We start from the raw sequence: 15,893 nt of genomic DNA, 5'->3' as shown, positions 1-15,893 counted from the left end.
GCGACGTTCCAAAGGCGCAACGCCCCACTGACTGTAAGGTCATCAGGATGCTGCCCGTGGACCTCGACGCCCTGCTGCTGTCACGACTGCAGTTCGCCTTCACCATCGCCTTTCACATCCTGTTCCCGGCCTTCACCATCGGGCTGGCGGCCTATCTGGCCGTGCTGGAGGGGCTTTGGCTGTGGACGAAGCGCGAGGCGTTCAAGGTCCTCTACCTCTTCTGGGTCAAGATCTTCGCTCTCAGCTTCGGCATGGGCGTCGTGTCCGGCGTCGTGCTCAGCTATCAGTTCGGCACCAACTGGAGCGAGTTCATCCGCCTGACCGGCGGGGTGATCGGGCCGCTGCTGGCCTATGAGGTTCTGACCGCCTTCTTCTTGGAGGCATCGTTCCTCGGCGTCATGTTGTTCGGATGGAAGAAGGTGGGGCCGAAGCTGCACTTCGCCTCGACCGTGCTGGTGGCCGTGGGGACGACCATCTCGGCCTTCTGGATCCTCTCGGCCAACAGCTGGATGCAGACGCCGCAGGGCTTCCAGATCATGGCCGACGGCCGGTTCGAGGCCACCGACTATATGCTGGTCATCTTCAACCCCAGCTTCCCGACGCGCCTGGCCCACATGCTGCTGGCCGCCTTCCTGACGACCGGGCTGGTGGTCGGCGGAGCTTCCGCCTTCAGGCTGTTGAAGGACCGCTCCGCCGGCGTGAAGACCGAGGGCTGGAGCGAGAGCCGGATTTCGCTGGTCATGGCGGTCGGGCTGATCGCCGTGCTCGCCCCGCTGCAACTGGTCGCCGGACACGCCTCCGGCGAGGTGACCCACAAGTACCAGCCGTCGAAGACCGCCGCGATCGAAGGCTACTGGGAAACCCGCGCCGATCAGCCTCTGCACCTGTTCGGCATCCCCGACCGCGAGGCGCAGAAGAACCATTTCGAGGTCTCGATCCCCGGCGTCGGCAACCTGATCCAGGGCGTGCCGAAGGACGAGGTGATCACCGGCCTGGACCGGTATGCGCGCGAGGACCAGCCGCCGCCCTTCATCCCCTTCTTCGGTTTTCGCATCATGGTGGGGCTGGGGATGCTGATGATCGGCCTCGGCGCCTGGGGCGCGGTGCTGATCTGGCGAAGGCGGATCTTCGACAGCCCCCTGTTCCTGCGCTTCGCCGTGCTGATGGGACCGTCCGGCTTCATCGCCGTTCTCGCCGGATGGATGGTCACCGAGGTCGGGCGCCAGCCGTGGGTCGTCTATGGCGTGCTGAAGACGCGCGACGCCGTCTCGCCGGTCGTCGCCAGCCAGGTCGCGACCTCGCTGATCGCCTATGTCGCGGTCTACTCCGTGGTCTTCACCGCTGGAGCCATCTTCATCCTGAGGCTGATGGCCGAGGGCCCGGTCGCCGCCATCGCCGAGCCGGATCCGCGCGGCCAGCGTCCGCCGGGCACGCCGCTGGCCAAGGCACCCGACGACACGACGCCCGACGGACCCGACGGCGTGCTGGGAGGCCCGCAATGAACCTTGATCTCCAACTGATCTGGGCCGGGCTGATCGCGATCGCCGTCCTGCTGTACGTGACGCTGGACGGGTTCGACCTCGGCATCGGGATCCTGTTCCCGTTCGCGAAATCGCCGGGTGAACGCGACGTGATGATGAACACCATCGCACCCGTCTGGGACGGCAACGAGACCTGGCTGGTGCTCGGAGGAGGGGGGCTGCTGGCGGCCTTCCCCCTGGCCTATTCGGTCCTGATGCCGGCGCTGTATCTGCCAATCCTGCTGATGCTGGCTGGGCTGATCCTGCGAGGGGTGGCGTTCGAGTTCCGCTTTCGGGCGCGCGAGCGCGGCCGCAAATTCTGGACCCAGATGTTCGCCGGCGGGTCGATCCTTACGGCGGTCGCGCAGGGGCTGGTGCTGGGTGGTTTCATCCAGGGCGTGACGGTGCGCGACGAGCGGTTCGCCGGTGGTCAGTTCGACTGGCTGACGCCCTACACCCTGCTGGTCGCGGCGGGTCTGGTCGCCGGCTACGCCCTGCTGGGCGGGGCCTGGCTGATGATGAAGACGAAGGACAATCTGCACGGCGACGCGAAGCGCTGGACGAGCGTCGCGGCCTTGGCCGTCACGGGTCTGCTGGCGGCGGTCAGCGTGGCGACCCTTCTGATCCATCCGCGCGTCGCGGCGCGCTGGGGGTTCGACCTGCATGACGGGTTCGCGCTGGAACTGGCGGATTTGCTTCCGCTTCTGCCCATTCCGCTGCTGGGTCTGATTGGTCTGGGCGTCGTCTTCGTGATGAGCCGCAAGGGCTCGCACCGCTGGCCGTTCGTGGGCGCGTTGCTGGTCTTCCTTTCCGGCTATCTGGGGCTGGCGGCCGGGTTCGCCCCCTATATCGTGCCCTATGCCCTGAACTTCCGACAGGCGGCGGCGCCCGACAATGCGCTGGGGCTGATGCTGGTCGGGACGGCGGTCATCCTGCCGCTAATCCTGGCCTACACCGCCTGGGTCTACTGGGTGTTCCGCGGCAAGATCGACGAGGAGGCCGGCTATCATCATTGAACCCGTTCCCCCACCAGACGCCGGTGAAGACGGCGGCCCCCTGTGGAAGAAGCTGGCCTGGTTCGCGGCCCTCTGCGTGGTCGGTTCGACGACCGTCGCTATCGTCGCTTATGTGCTGAGAAGCTTGCCGTTCATGGGCTGAAAGGCGATGGTCGCGCCATGTCGAACGCGCTTCTCCTCGCCGCCGTCCTGATCGCCGGATCGGGTCAGACCCAGCAACCGGCTCAGACCACTCCAACCCCACGACCCGGCAGCGAACTGACCCGCAGCCTGAACTCGGCGCCACCCGCCGGGATCGTCGCGCCGCGCCCGGGTTCGCCCGTGGCGCCTCCGGTCTCGATCGCGCCCTCTACGGGCCGGGTCGCGCCGATCCCCTCGGCCCCGGTGTCGCCGTCGCCGAGGACGCAGCCCCTGACCCCGCCCGTGGTTGCCAACCCGCCGCGCACGCAGCCGCTGGCGACGCCTGCGCCCGTGATCGCCTCGCCTGTCGCTCCGACCCGAGCCCCGGTTACGACGCCTGCGCCGACGACGGCCCCGCCAACCTCCGCCGCCCCGAGGACGTCGGCTCCCGTGACGGCCGCGCCGACGCCGCGCACGACAACGCCGACCGTAGCCGCACCGACTTCACGGCCCACGACGGTCGCTCCGACAACGGCGGCTCCGGCTCCGCGCGCGACGGCACCTTCGCCGACCGCCGTCGCTCCGGCTCCGCGAGTCACGCCGCCCGTCGCGACCGCGCCGGTTGCGGCCCCTCCGGTCTCCGCGCCGCCTCCGGCGCCGATGACGGTGCTGGATGCGCCTGCGATCCGCGCCCTGCCGTTCACGGTCGATCTTCCGGCCGGGTTCACGATCACGTCCGGCCGACCGGGTCCGAACTTCAACATCTGGACGATCCGCAGGGGCCAGCAGCCGCTGGTGATGGTCTATGCCGGACCGGCGTCGCAGTTCCCGATCTACTCCGGCGAGATGGTCGAGGCCGGCCAGCGCGCCTCTGTCGTCGCCACCGAAGACGGACGCCGCGTCGCTCTGGAGCATCTGTTCACCCGCACGACCGCGCCGCAGGAGGTCCACGTCTGGATCACCAGCGTCGAGGGCGCCGACCGGACCTTGGCCGAACAGATCGGCCAGTCGGTGGACGTGCGCTAGGCGCGTCTGACCGGCGTATCCTGCGCGCCCAGCCGCACGCCTCGCTTGCCGGCGAAGACCAGCACCTCCTGCCCCTCGGCGGCGGCCCAGCGCCGTAACTGGGCCTGATAGGGCTCTCGGCGCCAGTCATGGGGGCGGGCTGCGTCGCATTCGACGATGAGCCGCGCCCCGCCCAGTTCCGAGTGCAGGACGAAGCCCGAGATCGTCGGTTTCCAGCTGTCGTCCAGCGCCTCGGTCAGCAGCCACAGGCAGTTGAACACCCGGCAATCGTTCGGGCGGTCCTCGTAGATCGCGCAGCCGGTCGTCTTGCCGAAATGGCGACACCAGCGACCGGCGGGCTTCTCAAGGGCGGTGACGCCCATGATCTTGCAGCACAGGCCGCAGTCGCCGCAGGTCTTCATCCGCCCTCGGACCAGACCGCCAGCTCGTTGCCGGACGGGTCGCGGAAATGGAAGCGCTGCCCGCCGGGGAAGTCGAAGATGGGCTTGAGGATCGTTCCGCCGGCCGCCTCGACCTTCGCCAGCATGGCCGGCAGGTCGTGGGAATAAAGGACGGGGAGGGGCGCTTTGGGCCTGTCCGCATCGGCGTCGAAACCGCCGTCCAGACCTTGGTCGAAGGCGGCGTAGGTCGGGCCATAGTCCTGGAAGGTCCAGCCGAAGGCGGCTTCGTAAAAGGCCTTCGTCTCCGGCATGCCGGCGGAGGGCATCTCCAGATAGTCGAGTTTTCCGTCGCTTCGCATTGTCGTGATCCGATGAAAAAGCCGCCGGAAAACCGCTTGCCACGGCGCGACAGACCAAGCAATCTTGCGAACGACTCTCAAACGCAGGTGCGCCCGTGATCGTTCTGTCGACAGGCCCTGAAGCCCTTCTCCGCCTGATGCGGGAGGCGAAACCGCGTCCGACGCAGACGCCGCCGAAACCTGTGGATCGCGTGGCTAAGCGGTAAGCCAGCCGTTCCGACGTCCGAAGGCCTGGACAAGTTCGGGCCAGACGGCGGCGGGTTTTCCATCGATCAGGCGGATGCCGAAGCCGTGGCCGCCTTCCTGGAACAAATGGGCCTCGGAGGTCACCTTGCCCGCGCGGAGGGCGGCCAGCAGCTGCAGACTGTTCTCGGGCGGCACGCTGGTGTCGTCCAGCGCATGGATCAGGACCGTGGGACCGACTCCGGTCCAGTCCATTCTGTCGAGCGACCACGCGGCGATCTTCTCCGGCGTGGGCGACGGTCCCAGCAGATTGTCGCGCGACCCCGTATGGGCGAAAGGATCGGCCATCGTGGCGACCGGATAGAGCAGGATGTTGAGGTCCGGCCGATGCGACACCGCGTCAGCTGCGTCGACGGCCTCGTAGGTCGCGTCGGACCGCGCGGCGAGCAGCCCGGCCAGATGGCCGCCCGCGGACGCGCCCAGACTGGCGATGCGGGCCGGATCGACACCGTAGTTGGCCGCGTGGGCGCGGATGAGGCGGAGCGCGCGCTGGGCGTCCTGCAAGGGCGCGTTCGGCCCGGCGGCCCAGCCGTCGGCGGGCAGGCGGTAACGCAGGACGAAACAGGTGACGCCGACGGCCGCGAAGACCCGGGCGACGTCGAAGCCCTCCTTGTCCAGCACGGCCCAGCGATAACCGCCGCCCGGGATCAGAAGCAGGGCCGCGCCGTTCGGTCGCTCCGGCCGCATGACCGTCAGGATCGGATCGGTCGTGTACTGGGCGTAGCGGTCGTGGAAGGTCGGATCGGTCGAGCGCTCGGGCACGATCGGAGTGACCGTGACGGTCTCGCCGCCCGGCGCGCCCTTGGGCCACAGGCGGACAACCTCGGTCGGGTCGGCGGGGGCGAGGGTCTGGGCCTGAACGGCGCCGGCCGCTGCGGCGGTCACGGCCGCCGCGCCGAGAAGGGAACGGCGGCTGAGATCGATCATCAGGCCATTTCGACTGCGACGGCCACGGCCTCGCCGCCGCCGATGCACAGGGACGCCATTCCCTTCGACTTGCCCCGGTTCTGGAGCGCGGAAATCAAGGTGGTCAGAACCCGCGCGCCGGACGCCCCGATGGGGTGGCCGAGAGCCGTCGCGCCGCCGTTCACGTTCAGCTTGGCGTGGTCGATGCCCATCTCCTGCATGGCGATCATGGGCACGACGGCGAAGGCCTCGTTGATCTCCCACAGGTCGACGTCCTCGACCGACCAGCCGGCCTTCTTCAACGCCTTCTGCATGGCGGGGACAGGCGCGGTGGTGAACAGGCCCGGCTCATGGGCATGGGCGGCGTGCGACACGATGCGGGCGACGATGGGCAGGTTCATCGCCTTGGCCACGCTCTCGCGCGTCATGACCAGGGCGGCTGCGCCGTCACTGATCGAGGAGGCGTTGGCGGCGGTGATGGTGCCGTCCTTCGAGAAGGCGGGTTTCAGGGTCGGAATCTTCTCCGGCATGGCCTTGCCGGGCTGTTCGTCCTCGGTGACCGTGACGGTTCCCTTCCGGCCCGAGACCTCGACCGGGGTGATCTCGGCCTTGAAGGCGCCGCTCTCGATGGCCTTCAGCGCGCGGCTGAGGCTTTCCAGAGCGTAGGCGTCCTGCTGCTCGCGCGTGAACTGATAAGTCTGGGCCGAGTCCTCGGCGAAGTTGCCCATCAGCTTGCCGGGCGTATAGGCGTCCTCCAGCCCGTCCATATACATGCTGTCGACGATGACATCGTGGCCGATACGCGCGCCGCCGCGGTGCTTGGTCATCAGGTACGGCGCGCCGGTCATCGACTCCATCCCGCCCGCCACGATGATGTCGGCGCTGCCGGCCGCGAGGCTGTCGGAGGCCATCATCACGGCCTGCAGGCCAGATCCGCACATCTTGTTCACGGTGGTCGCCTCGACATGCTGGCCGAGGCCGGCGCCGATGGCCGCCTGACGCGCCGGGGCCTGCCCGAGGCCGGCCGGCAGGACGCAACCCATGTAGATCTGCTCGATCTTGTCCGGGGATACGCCCGACCGCTCGACGGCCGCCTTGACCGCCGTCGCGCCGAGTTCGGTGGCCTTCACACCGTTGAAGACCCCCTGGAAGCCGCCCATGGGCGTGCGGGCGAAGGCGACGATGACGACGGGATCGGACATGGATGGGCTCTCACGAATGACGTGGAGCGGATGTAGCGTTCACCGACGGGGATTGCGAGGGGAGGGCTCGTCGCCGCACTCAGGTCGCGGAAGGCGGCTTCCACAAAATCCACGGCGAGGCACATAGAGTGGCCCCTGCGAAGGCGAACATCGCCGCTATCATACACGCCTCGACGGCGCTCGATGCATAGCCTTCAAGCACCTTCGCAAAGACCACCCAGACCAGGCTGACGAGGAGGGCCGCCACGCCAGCCACGACCGAAAGACCCTTGATCAGAACGCGCCAGCCGTCGCGGTTCAAGATTCCGGCTCCTGCCTATCCGCTTCCTGCGAGGGCGCGCGGCGAACGGCGCGGATGAATGGAAAGGTCAGGGCGAAACCCAGGGCGACTGTCCCAAGGCCGATGACGCCTGTTCCGATCGGCCAGAAATCGACCTGCGCGCCAGTGGGCGGTTGAACGGTCAGCCAGATGCCGATCCCAATCCATGCCGCTCCGAGCAAGGCAACGGCCAAACCCGCCAAGGCCAACAGACCGAGGAGCACAAGGATCAGGAGCCTTTCGAGACTGGACGACGGCGCATCGCCCAAGGCGCGGCTGTTGAGCCAAAGACGCCAACCGATCAGAGCGGCAAAGGCTGAAGATCCGATCGCGTATAACCAAGGCGGCGCTCCAGCGGTTTGCACGCCAGGCAGGAACATGACGACCATGGACAGCAAAACCAGCGGCAGGGCGATCCAGTAGATCACCGTCAAGGCGCGCCTGAAGGATCGGGAACGCGTGAAAGAGCTCATCGCGCGTTCCCGTCCATTTAGATCACCACCAGCGCTCGGCCTTGCCGACGGCACCAGCCGCCTTCTCCAGCGCCGCGCCGACCTGAAGCACCGTCGCCTCGTCCAGCGCTTTGCCGATGACCTGAAGGCCCAGCGGCAGGCCGTTGGAATCCACGCCCGCAGGCACTGAAATCCCCGGCAGGCCGGCGAGGTTGGCCGTGACCGTGAAGACGTCGTTCAGATACATCGTCACCGGGTCGATCTGCTTGTCGCCCAAAGCGAAGGCGGCCGACGGGGTCGACGGCGTCAGGATGGCGTCGACCTGGCCCCAGATCTTGTCGAAGTCCTCGGCGATGCGGCGACGGACCTTCAGGGCGCGGACGTAGTAGGCGTCGTAGAATCCGGCCGATAGCACATAGGCCCCGATGACCAGACGGCGCTGGACCTCCTTGCCGAAGCCCTCGGCGCGGCTGGTCTCGTAGAGGTCGGTCAGGCTCGTCGCCTTTTCGGCGCGGTGGCCGAAGCGCATGCCGTCATAGCGTGCCAGGTTCGACGACGCCTCGGCCGGCGCCACGATATAGTAGGTCGGCAGGGCGTATTTGGTGTGGGGCAGGGAGATGTGGACGATCTCGCAGCCCGCGTCCTTCAGCCATTCGATGCCGTCGGCCCAGATCTTCGAGACTTCTTCCGGCATGCCGTCGACGACGTACTCGGCGGGCACGCCGATGCGCAGACCCTTGACCGACTTGCCGACCGAGGCGGACCAGTCGGGCGTCGGGATGTCGAGGCTGGTCGAATCCTTGATGTCAAAGCTGCACATGGATTGCAGCATCAGGGCGGCGTCCTCGACGGTCTTCGTGATCGGCCCGGCCTGATCCAGCGACGAGGCGAAGGCGACCATGCCGAAACGGCTGGCGCGACCATAGGTGGGCTTGATCCCGACCGTGCCGGTGAAGGCCGCCGGCTGGCGGATCGAACCGCCGGTGTCGGACGCCGTGGCGGCCAGGCACAGGTCGGCGGCGACGGCCGAGGCCGATCCGCCCGATGACCCGCCGGGCGTCAGGTCGGCGTTGGAGTTCTTCGACTTCCACGGGTTCACCACCGGGCCGAACGCGCTGGTCTCGTTGGACGAGCCCATGGCGAACTCGTCCATGTTGAGCTTGCCCAGCATGACCGCCCCGTCGCGCCACAGGTTGGCGGTGACGGTCGATTCATACGGCGGAACGAAGCCGCGCAGCATGTTGGAGCCGGCGGTCGTCTGGACGCCGTCGGTGCAGAACAGATCCTTGATGCCCAGCGGCGCGCCTTCCAGCGGCCCGGCGGTTCCGGCCGCGATGCGGGCGTCGGAGGCTTTCGCCATGTCGATCGCCTTCTCCGGCGTCGTCACGACATAGGCGTTCAGAGTCGGGTTGGCGGCCTCGATGTTCGAGACGAAGGCGCGGGTGATCTCTTCCGAGGAGAAGGCCTTGGCCTTTAGCCCGTCGACGGCGGCCTTGAGGGTCAGTTGGGTCAGGTCGCTCATGACTATTCGACCACCTTGGGCACGACGTAGAAGCCATCCGCGGATTGCGGGGCGTTGGACAGGACGGCCTCGACCCTGGCGCCGTCGGTGACGACGTCGTCGCGCAGGCGCAGCGGCTGGGCGACGTTGGAGGTCATCGGCTCGACGCCGACCACGTCGACCTCGTTGAGCTGGTCGATCCAGGCCATGATGCCGTTCAGCTCGCCGGCCAGCGGTTCCAGCCGGTCGTCGGGGGTCTTGATGCGGGCGAGGTGGGCGACCTTGCGCACCGTCTCTGCGTCGATGGCCATCACGGCTCCAGGGGAGAAGGGGAAGGGGCGGGATTAGCCGTCCGGTCCCGGAATCTCAAGGATCACGTGCGCCGGGCGATCACCGTCAACCATACGCCCTCGCGACCTTCGAACGACGAGCGCCAGTCGATGGAGAGACCGTGGCGCGCGAGGCAGGCGATCATGTCGGCTTGGCGCCAGCGGACGACCTGATAGCTTCCCTCCGCATCGGTGGTGATCTGCTCCCCCTCTCCGGTCTGGAACGACATGAGCAGGGTGCCTCCCGGCCGCAATGCCGCCGAGATCCGGCCGATCACGCCGTCGACGAGGCCCCGGCCGACATGCTGGATAACATAGAGGGCGACCAGCCCGTCCCAGGGGCCTCCCAGATCGGCCGAGATCAGATCCAGCCTTGCGACGGCCTTTCCGCGTCCAGCCTGGAAGGCGATGAAGCCTTCGGACTGGTCGGTGCGATCGACCGTCACCCCCATGGTTTCCAGAAGGTCGGCATCCCAACCCGGGCCGGATGCGACCTCCAGCACCCGTCCGCCCGGCCCGACGGCGGCGACCAGCCGCTGCAGGGCCTGCAGATGATCCGCCGTCGGCGCGTGGTCGGTCCCTGCCGCATAGCTGTCGACCGAGTTGTCGTAGCCGGCCACCGTGGCGCGGTTCAGCGCGAGATCGTCGATGGGGCCGGTCATCCGGTCACCGGGATCCACAGGGTCAGGCCGCCTTCGCCGGTCTCCGGATCGAAGGCCCGGTTGTGCTGCTCGACCACCGGACCATCGGCGAGCGATCGGCCCGTCGCCGGCAGGGCTTCGTTCCAGATCGCGGTATAGGTCTTGAAGATCGTCGACACATGGCCGGTGTGCTCGAAGACGGCGCAGGCGCGCGCCGGAATCTCCAGCCGGTCGAGACCCTTCGGGATCGTCATGAACCGCGCGACTTCGGCGGCGGCAACATAGGCGAATGCGCCGTTCTCGTCCGCCGGATCGCAGACGCCGATGGGGATGGCGTTCTCCAGCGCGTCGGGGATCTCGTCGTGGCGCGCCATGAATCGACGCCACTGCGCCGGAATTTCGACGACGGTGTCGAACGTCACGGTCCGTGCCAGGCCGACGGCGCGGATGGCGCCCGCCCGTTCGAAACGCGGCGGGGCGAGGTGCGAGCCTGCGCTCGGCCTCAGGTCGAGTGGGGCGACGAGGGCCTGAGGCTCAAGGCCATTCTCGCGCGCCGCCTCGGGCGTGACGCCGAACTGGTCACGGAAGGCCCGGGTGAAGGCCTCATGCGAACCGTAGCCGGCCGTCAGAGCGACGGACAGGATATCCGGAGCTCCCTCCACAAGCGCCCGCGCCGCCTCGCTCAGCCGCCGGGCCCGCAGGTATCGGATCAGGGGCGTACCGGTCGCGCTGGCGAAGGCAGCGGCCAGATGCGATCGTGAGACGCCGCAGGCCTCTGCAACGGCAGCCAGGGTCAACGGCTGATCGGCGTTGCGTTCGATCACCCAAAGGGCCTTGTCGACGATCATTTTCACCTCCGCCTCTTCAGCCGGTCTAGAGGGTCGCGCCGGGCGGCGCTTGATCGTTCGTCCAGCGGACTCAGGAGGCCGGCGTGACGGTCACCGCGGTCGGGACGGTGTCCTCGGCACCTTGCGTCCACTGGACGATGATCTTGCGATGACGGTCGCCGATCTCGCCCTTCGCCTGGTCATAGGTGCTCTCGTGGACGTCGAGATCGATGCGGCCTTTGGCATGGGACAGGACCGTATAGTCGAGGAAGTCGCCGATCCTGTAGACCGCCCAGCCCTCGGCGGGGGACAGGTAGAAGGCGATGTAGGTGTAGAGGCCGTTCATGGCCGGGTCGCCGCCGGCCGTGCCGAACAGCTTGGCGCTGTCGCCGGGGATCTGGTCGATCCGGACCACGCCCGCCGCCCATTGCAGCCCGTCGTCGCCTTCCGAGGCATCGGCGACGGTGAGGGTCTCCGGCGTGCCTGAGGGCGTCAGCGGCGCGGCCTGGGCCGTCGGCGCGGCGGGACCTTCCGTCGTCGTGGTCGTGGTCGTGGTCGTCTTCGTTGACGGAACGGCGTCGCAGGCAACGAGCGACAGGGCGGCGACGATGGCGATACCCGGAACCGAAGAACGCACGGACATGGATCCCTCCCGAACCTGTGATCTTCGACAGTCGCCTTTGACAGGGGGAATGGCAACGCCTACCGCCCGCTCCATGCCTGTAGTGGATATCGTCGACCTGCCCGCCGCCTGTCCGCCCGGCACCGCCTGGATGGGGCTGGACCTCGGCGAGACCACCATCGGCGTTGCGGTCTCGGATACCACCCGTCTGATCGCGAGCCCGCTGCAACTGATCCGCAAATCGAAATTTACGGCCGAGGCCCAGGCGTTGTTCAAGCTGATGGACGCCCGCAAGGTGTCGGGCCTCGTGATCGGCCTTCCGGTCAATATGGACGGGACGGAGGGGCCGCGCGCCCAGTCGTGCCGGGCCTTCGCGCGCAATCTGGAGCGGTTCCGGCCTGTGAATGTCGCCTTCTGGGACGAGCGGCTGTCGACATCGGCCGTCGAACGGTTCCTGATCGACGAACTGGACCTGTCGCGGAAGCGCCGGGCCGGGGTGGTCGATCGCACGGCCGCCGCCTGGATCCTGCAGGGGGCGCTGGACCGGGTGCGCGATCAGGCGACCTGGGCATGATCGGCCTGATCGCCGGTGTCGTGCCGGTCTTCATCCTGATCGCCCTGGGCTATGGGCTGAAGAAGTCTCAGTTCCTGCCGGACGAGACCTGGCGGCCGATCGAGAAGCTGTCGATCAACCTGCTTTATCCCGGCTTCCTGATCCCGGCGATCTGGGGCGCGGACATGGGCGGCGGCAGCGCGGGGGCGGCGGGCGGATCGGCGGTGGTGGCGGTGCTGATCGTGGCGGCGGCGACGCTGCTGGCCAAGCCGCTGATGACGCTCGACGGGCCCGCCTACACGTCCGTGTTCCAGGGGGTGATCCGGTGGAACAGTTTCGTCTTCCTGCCGGTGATCCAGGCCGCGTTCGGGGCCGAGGGTCTGGCGCTGGCGGCGGTGATGATCGCCTGCATCATCCCCGTGACGAACATCGCCTGCGTCGCCGTGCTGGCGAAATGGGGGGCAGGGCAGAGGGGGGTGACGCCGGTCGCGCTGCTGAAGGCGATGCTGGCCAATCCGATCCTGCTGGCCTGTCTGATCGGGCTGGCGCTGAACTTCGCCCATGTGCCCCGGCTGCCGGGGATTTCGGACACGCTGGAACTGCTGGGGTCCGCCGCCTTGCCGCTGGGTCTGATCATTGCGGGTGCGGGGCTGAGCTTCGCCGAGGTGGCGCGGCGGAAATACACGATCGCCGGGGTGTCGGTCGTGAAGCTGGTCGTCATGCCGCCGCTGATGTGGGGGCTGTGCATCCTGTTCGGCGGCGACAAGCTGGCGCAGGGCGTGGCCATGCTTTGCGGCGCGGCCCCGGGGGCGGCGGCGGCCTATCTCTTGGCGCGGCAGATGGGCGGGGATGCACCGCTGATGGCCGGGGTCATCGCCCTGACGACGGTGGCGAGCGCCGCACTGATCCCCTTCCTGCTGTTCCTCTATCACCTGACCTAGAAATAGCGCGGCGCCAGGAAGGTGATCGCCGCAGCGATCAGCCAGGCGACCAGACCGGACAGGATAGCCAGCCGGTAGTCCATCCGCCCCGCCGCCAGCCAGCAGACGCCCAGGAAGGTGAGATAGGCCGGGATGGTCTTGACGCCCGCCAGGCAGGCTTCTCGAAACCCGGCTGGGTCGCCCTTTGACCCCACCGCGAGCAGGGCGATGACGGCGAAGGTCGGCGCCAGCGGCAGGATGCCGGGCAGGACGTTGCCGCGCTTCGACGCCAGGACGATGAGGGCGGTCACCAGCCCGCCCACGATGGCTTTCCAGAGGACGTCCACGATCCGCTCCATGGCAATGCGACAGGTCATGCTTAGCAACAGGGCGGTGGCGTGTCGCGAAGCCTTCCCCTTGTGCGGTTCGGGTTCTATAGCCCGGCTTTGATGACCCAGCATGAAGCAGCCGCCGACCTGATCGCCGACCGGCTGGTCCCGTTCCCGAAATCGCATTTTCTCGCCGCGGCGGATCTGAACCCGCCGTTCGTGCTGAGCCTGCTCGATCTCGCGGATTCCTTCGTCGACCTGAACCGCCAGTCGACCAAGCAGCTAGACCTGCTGCGCGGTCGCACGGTCATGAACCTGTTCTTCGAGAACTCGACCCGGACCAGTTCCTCGTTCGAGATCGCGGCCAAGCGGCTGGGCGCCGACGTCGTCACAATGCCGGTGCAGGCTAGTTCGGTGAAGAAGGGCGAGACCCTGATCGACACAGCGGTCACCTTGAACGCCATGAAGCCGGACATCCTCGTCGTTCGCCACGGCGCGTCGGGCGCTGCGGCCCTGTTGTCGCAGAAGGTCGGGTGCGCGGTCGTCAACGCCGGCGACGGCAGGCACGAGCATCCGACCCAGGCCCTGCTGGACCTGCTGAGCCTGCGCCGCGCCTTCGGCGACGTCGGGGGGCTGACGGTCGCGATCTGCGGCGACATCGCACACAGCCGCGTGGCGCGGTCCAACGTGGCCCTGCTGTCGATGATGGGCGCGCGGGTTCGCCTGATCGGGCCGCCGACGCTGGTGCCCGGCGACGCCGACCGCTGGGGCTGCGAGGTCTTCCACGACATGCGCGAGGGCCTCGCCGGCTGCGATGTGGTCATGATGCTGAGGCTTCAGTTGGAGCGGATGGATGGGGCCCTGGTCCCCTCGACGCGCGAGTATTTCCGCTTCTGGGGCCTCGACCGCGAGAAGCTGGCCTGGGCCGCGCCCGGCGCCAAGGTCATGCATCCGGGCCCGATGAACCGGGGCGTTGAGATCGATTCCGACGTCGCCGACGACCTGTCGGTGTCGCTCATTCAGGATCAGGTCGAGATGGGCGTCGCCGCACGAATGGCGGTGCTGGCCTCCCTTTCCGCCCGCCTGGAGGGCGCGGCATGAACTCGCAGGCCATCATCAACGCCCGCCTGCTCGATCCGGCGAGCGACTACGACGGCCCCGGCTCGGTAGTCATCGAGGACGGTGTCATCACCCGCGTGGAGCGCGGCTCGGTGGCGGTCTCGGCCACGGACATTCTGGACGCGCGGGGCCTGTGCCTGTCGCCCGGTCTGATCGATATTCGTGTCCGCACCGGAGAGCCGGGCGCCGAGCCCAAGGAAACCCTGAAATCCGCCAGCCTGTCGGCCGCGGCGGGCGGGGTCACGACCGTGGTCATCCAGCCCGATACCGACCCCGCCGTGGACGACCCGGCCATGGTCGACTTCATCCAGCGTCGCGGCGCGGCCCTGAACCTGGTCAACGTGCGAGCGGCCGGCGCGGCGACTAGGGCCCGCGACGGCAAGCGGATGGCCGAGATCGGCCTGATGCACGAGGCCGGGGCGCTGTACTTCACCGACGGCGACCACGTCATCGCCGACAGCAGGGTGCTGCAGCGGGTCATGGCCTATGCCACGGCCTTCAACGCCCTGATCGCTTGCCGCCCGGCCGACCCCTGGCTGACCGAAGGCTCGGTGGCGACGTCGGGAGAGTTGGCCACACGTCTGGGCCTGTCCGGTGCCCCGGCCATCGCCGAACGCATCCAGCTGGAGCGCGATCTGGCCTTGGTCGAACAGACCGGCGTCCGTTTCCTGGTCGATCAGATCTCGACGGAGGCGGCGCTTGAGGTGCTGGCCCGCGCGCGGGGGAGGGGGCTGGAGGTCGCGGCCTCGGTCTCGATCAACCACCTGTGCTTCAACGAGATCGACATCGGCGACTACCGCACCTTCTACCGGCTCGACCCGCCGCTGCGTCCCGAGAGCGACCGGCGCGCCCTGATCGAGGCGGTGCGCGACGGGCTGATCGAGGCCATCACCTCGGCCCACACGCCCGCGCCCGCCGAGGACAAGCGCCGCCCGTTCGCCGAGGCCGCGCCCGGCGCCGTGGGTCTGGAGACCCTGCTGCCGGCCGCCTTGAGCCTGCATCACGAGGAGGGGCTGGATATTCTCGACGTCCTGCGACCGATGACCCACGGACCGGCGACCCTGCTGGGGCTCGACGCGGGGGTGCTGGAAGTCGGAGCGCCGGCGGACCTGATCCTGTTCGATCCGGGCGCGCCGGTGATCGTGGATGCGGCGACGCTTAGGTCCAAGTCCAAAAACTCGCCGTTCGACGGGCGCAGGCTTCAGGGTCGCGTGGAGATGGCGATCGTCGGCGGACGGGTCGTGTTCAACCACTGAGCTTCCCGAGCGCGCTGTCGTTTGAGGCGGCTCCGGTCCGATCTTCCATCGGTCGGAGGGCAGGCTCTGTCTCGCAGCTTGAGCGGTTCGTCCGTTTCGTCATGACGAGACTCAACGTGACGAAACGGGACGAAACGGACGAAATCGCCGGTGTCCGCCCTCTCCGCGAACCGTGAACGGGAAGTATAGTATTGTGGCGAACCAAGGCGCGTAAGTCGTGGGCGGCTCCCGCTGTGACTGACCAGATCGGGAT

Annotated in this window: 20 protein-coding genes; 7 read left to right on the top strand and 13 right to left on the bottom strand. The window is 68.0% G+C overall.

Annotated features, from left to right (window positions below; translation table 11 throughout):
- The first annotated feature begins 47 nt into the window (after positions 1 to 47).
- Positions 48 to 1,502, top strand: coding sequence for a cytochrome ubiquinol oxidase subunit I (locus ACQY68_RS10950; RefSeq protein WP_428149462.1), 1,455 nt, complete (start codon positions 48 to 50; stop codon positions 1,500 to 1,502).
- The gene (gene cydB, locus ACQY68_RS10945; protein WP_428149461.1) at positions 1,499 to 2,536 is read left to right on the top strand and encodes a cytochrome d ubiquinol oxidase subunit II; all 1,038 of its coding nucleotides are present in this window, start codon (positions 1,499 to 1,501) and stop codon (positions 2,534 to 2,536) included. The genes ACQY68_RS10950 and cydB overlap by 4 nt, the downstream gene beginning before the upstream one ends.
- A 224-nt stretch (positions 2,537 to 2,760) precedes the next feature.
- Here the strand turns inward: cydB and ACQY68_RS10940 are convergent, their stop codons facing one another.
- Complete coding sequence (locus ACQY68_RS10940) at positions 2,761 to 3,171, bottom strand: hypothetical protein (protein ID WP_428149460.1); 411 nt, start codon at positions 3,169 to 3,171, stop codon at positions 2,761 to 2,763.
- A 145-nt stretch (positions 3,172 to 3,316) separates the two neighbouring features.
- Here ACQY68_RS10940 and ACQY68_RS10935 point away from each other — a divergent pair, with 145 nt between their 5' ends.
- Positions 3,317 to 3,682 (top strand): hypothetical protein, encoded by a 366-nt coding sequence (locus ACQY68_RS10935; protein ID WP_428149459.1) that lies wholly within the window; start codon positions 3,317 to 3,319, stop codon positions 3,680 to 3,682.
- Here ACQY68_RS10935 and ACQY68_RS10930 read toward each other — a convergent pair.
- The 11 genes from ACQY68_RS10930 to ACQY68_RS10880 all read right to left on the bottom strand — a co-directional run bounded on the left by ACQY68_RS10930 (position 3,679) and on the right by ACQY68_RS10880 (position 11,484).
- Complete coding sequence (locus ACQY68_RS10930; protein ID WP_428149458.1) at positions 3,679 to 4,083, bottom strand: YkgJ family cysteine cluster protein; 405 nt, start codon at positions 4,081 to 4,083, stop codon at positions 3,679 to 3,681. The two genes, ACQY68_RS10935 and ACQY68_RS10930, sit on opposite strands and share 4 nt — an antisense overlap.
- Positions 4,080 to 4,421, bottom strand: coding sequence for a VOC family protein (locus ACQY68_RS10925; RefSeq protein ID WP_428149457.1), 342 nt, complete (start codon positions 4,419 to 4,421; stop codon positions 4,080 to 4,082). The genes ACQY68_RS10930 and ACQY68_RS10925 overlap by 4 nt, the downstream gene beginning before the upstream one ends.
- Before the next feature lie 195 nt (positions 4,422 to 4,616).
- Positions 4,617 to 5,591, bottom strand: coding sequence for an alpha/beta hydrolase (locus tag ACQY68_RS10920; protein ID WP_428149456.1), 975 nt, complete (start codon positions 5,589 to 5,591; stop codon positions 4,617 to 4,619).
- Positions 5,591 to 6,772, bottom strand: a complete 1,182-nt coding sequence (locus ACQY68_RS10915; RefSeq protein WP_428149455.1) for a thiolase family protein — start codon at positions 6,770 to 6,772, stop codon at positions 5,591 to 5,593. Before ACQY68_RS10915 ends, ACQY68_RS10920 begins: the two co-directional genes overlap by 1 nt.
- 79 nt (positions 6,773 to 6,851) lie before the next feature.
- A complete protein-coding gene (locus ACQY68_RS10910; protein WP_428149454.1) occupies positions 6,852 to 7,073 on the bottom strand; it encodes a hypothetical protein in 222 nt (73 codons plus the stop codon).
- Positions 7,070 to 7,564 (bottom strand): hypothetical protein, encoded by a 495-nt coding sequence (locus ACQY68_RS10905; RefSeq protein WP_428149453.1) that lies wholly within the window; start codon positions 7,562 to 7,564, stop codon positions 7,070 to 7,072. The genes ACQY68_RS10910 and ACQY68_RS10905 overlap by 4 nt, the downstream gene beginning before the upstream one ends.
- Positions 7,565 to 7,586: 22 nt before the next feature.
- Positions 7,587 to 9,065 (bottom strand): Asp-tRNA(Asn)/Glu-tRNA(Gln) amidotransferase subunit GatA, encoded by a 1,479-nt coding sequence (gatA, locus tag ACQY68_RS10900; protein WP_428149452.1) that lies wholly within the window; start codon positions 9,063 to 9,065, stop codon positions 7,587 to 7,589.
- A 2-nt stretch (positions 9,066 to 9,067) separates the two neighbouring features.
- Complete coding sequence (gene gatC, locus ACQY68_RS10895) at positions 9,068 to 9,355, bottom strand: Asp-tRNA(Asn)/Glu-tRNA(Gln) amidotransferase subunit GatC (RefSeq protein WP_426041199.1); 288 nt, start codon at positions 9,353 to 9,355, stop codon at positions 9,068 to 9,070.
- 62 nt (positions 9,356 to 9,417) lie between these two features.
- Entirely contained in the window at positions 9,418 to 10,035 is a 618-nt protein-coding gene (locus ACQY68_RS10890) for a class I SAM-dependent methyltransferase (RefSeq protein ID WP_428149451.1), read from the bottom strand.
- A complete protein-coding gene (locus ACQY68_RS10885) occupies positions 10,032 to 10,862 on the bottom strand; it encodes an AraC family transcriptional regulator (RefSeq protein WP_428149450.1) in 831 nt (276 codons plus the stop codon). Before ACQY68_RS10885 ends, ACQY68_RS10890 begins: the two co-directional genes overlap by 4 nt.
- Positions 10,863 to 10,932: 70 nt before the next feature.
- Positions 10,933 to 11,484: a hypothetical protein gene (locus tag ACQY68_RS10880; RefSeq protein ID WP_428149449.1), complete on the bottom strand. Its 552-nt coding sequence runs from the start codon at positions 11,482 to 11,484 to the stop codon at positions 10,933 to 10,935.
- Positions 11,485 to 11,557: 73 nt separating this feature from the next.
- On the opposite strand from ACQY68_RS10880, the gene ruvX reads away from it, so the two are divergent.
- Positions 11,558 to 12,037, top strand: a complete 480-nt coding sequence (gene ruvX / locus ACQY68_RS10875) for a Holliday junction resolvase RuvX (protein ID WP_428149448.1) — start codon at positions 11,558 to 11,560, stop codon at positions 12,035 to 12,037.
- Positions 12,034 to 12,957, top strand: coding sequence for an AEC family transporter (locus tag ACQY68_RS10870; protein ID WP_428149447.1), 924 nt, complete (start codon positions 12,034 to 12,036; stop codon positions 12,955 to 12,957). Before ruvX ends, ACQY68_RS10870 begins: the two co-directional genes overlap by 4 nt.
- Here ACQY68_RS10870 and ACQY68_RS10865 read toward each other — a convergent pair.
- Positions 12,954 to 13,313, bottom strand: a complete 360-nt coding sequence (locus ACQY68_RS10865) for a GlpM family protein (RefSeq protein ID WP_428149446.1) — start codon at positions 13,311 to 13,313, stop codon at positions 12,954 to 12,956. The genes ACQY68_RS10870 and ACQY68_RS10865 overlap by 4 nt on opposite strands.
- A 72-nt stretch (positions 13,314 to 13,385) precedes the next feature.
- Between ACQY68_RS10865 and ACQY68_RS10860 the strand changes: the two genes are divergently transcribed.
- Positions 13,386 to 14,366: an aspartate carbamoyltransferase catalytic subunit gene (locus ACQY68_RS10860; RefSeq protein WP_428149445.1), complete on the top strand. Its 981-nt coding sequence runs from the start codon at positions 13,386 to 13,388 to the stop codon at positions 14,364 to 14,366.
- Positions 14,363 to 15,640 (top strand): dihydroorotase, encoded by a 1,278-nt coding sequence (gene pyrC / locus ACQY68_RS10855; protein ID WP_428149444.1) that lies wholly within the window; start codon positions 14,363 to 14,365, stop codon positions 15,638 to 15,640. The genes ACQY68_RS10860 and pyrC overlap by 4 nt, the downstream gene beginning before the upstream one ends.
- Positions 15,641 to 15,893 lie beyond the last annotated feature (253 nt).

Source organism: Brevundimonas sp. (genome assembly GCF_965278935.1).
In the GTDB taxonomy this organism is placed as follows: Bacteria; Pseudomonadota; Alphaproteobacteria; order Caulobacterales; family Caulobacteraceae; genus Brevundimonas.
Note: the sequence above shows the minus strand (reverse complement) of the source record. Positions and strands in the feature narration are given on the sequence as shown.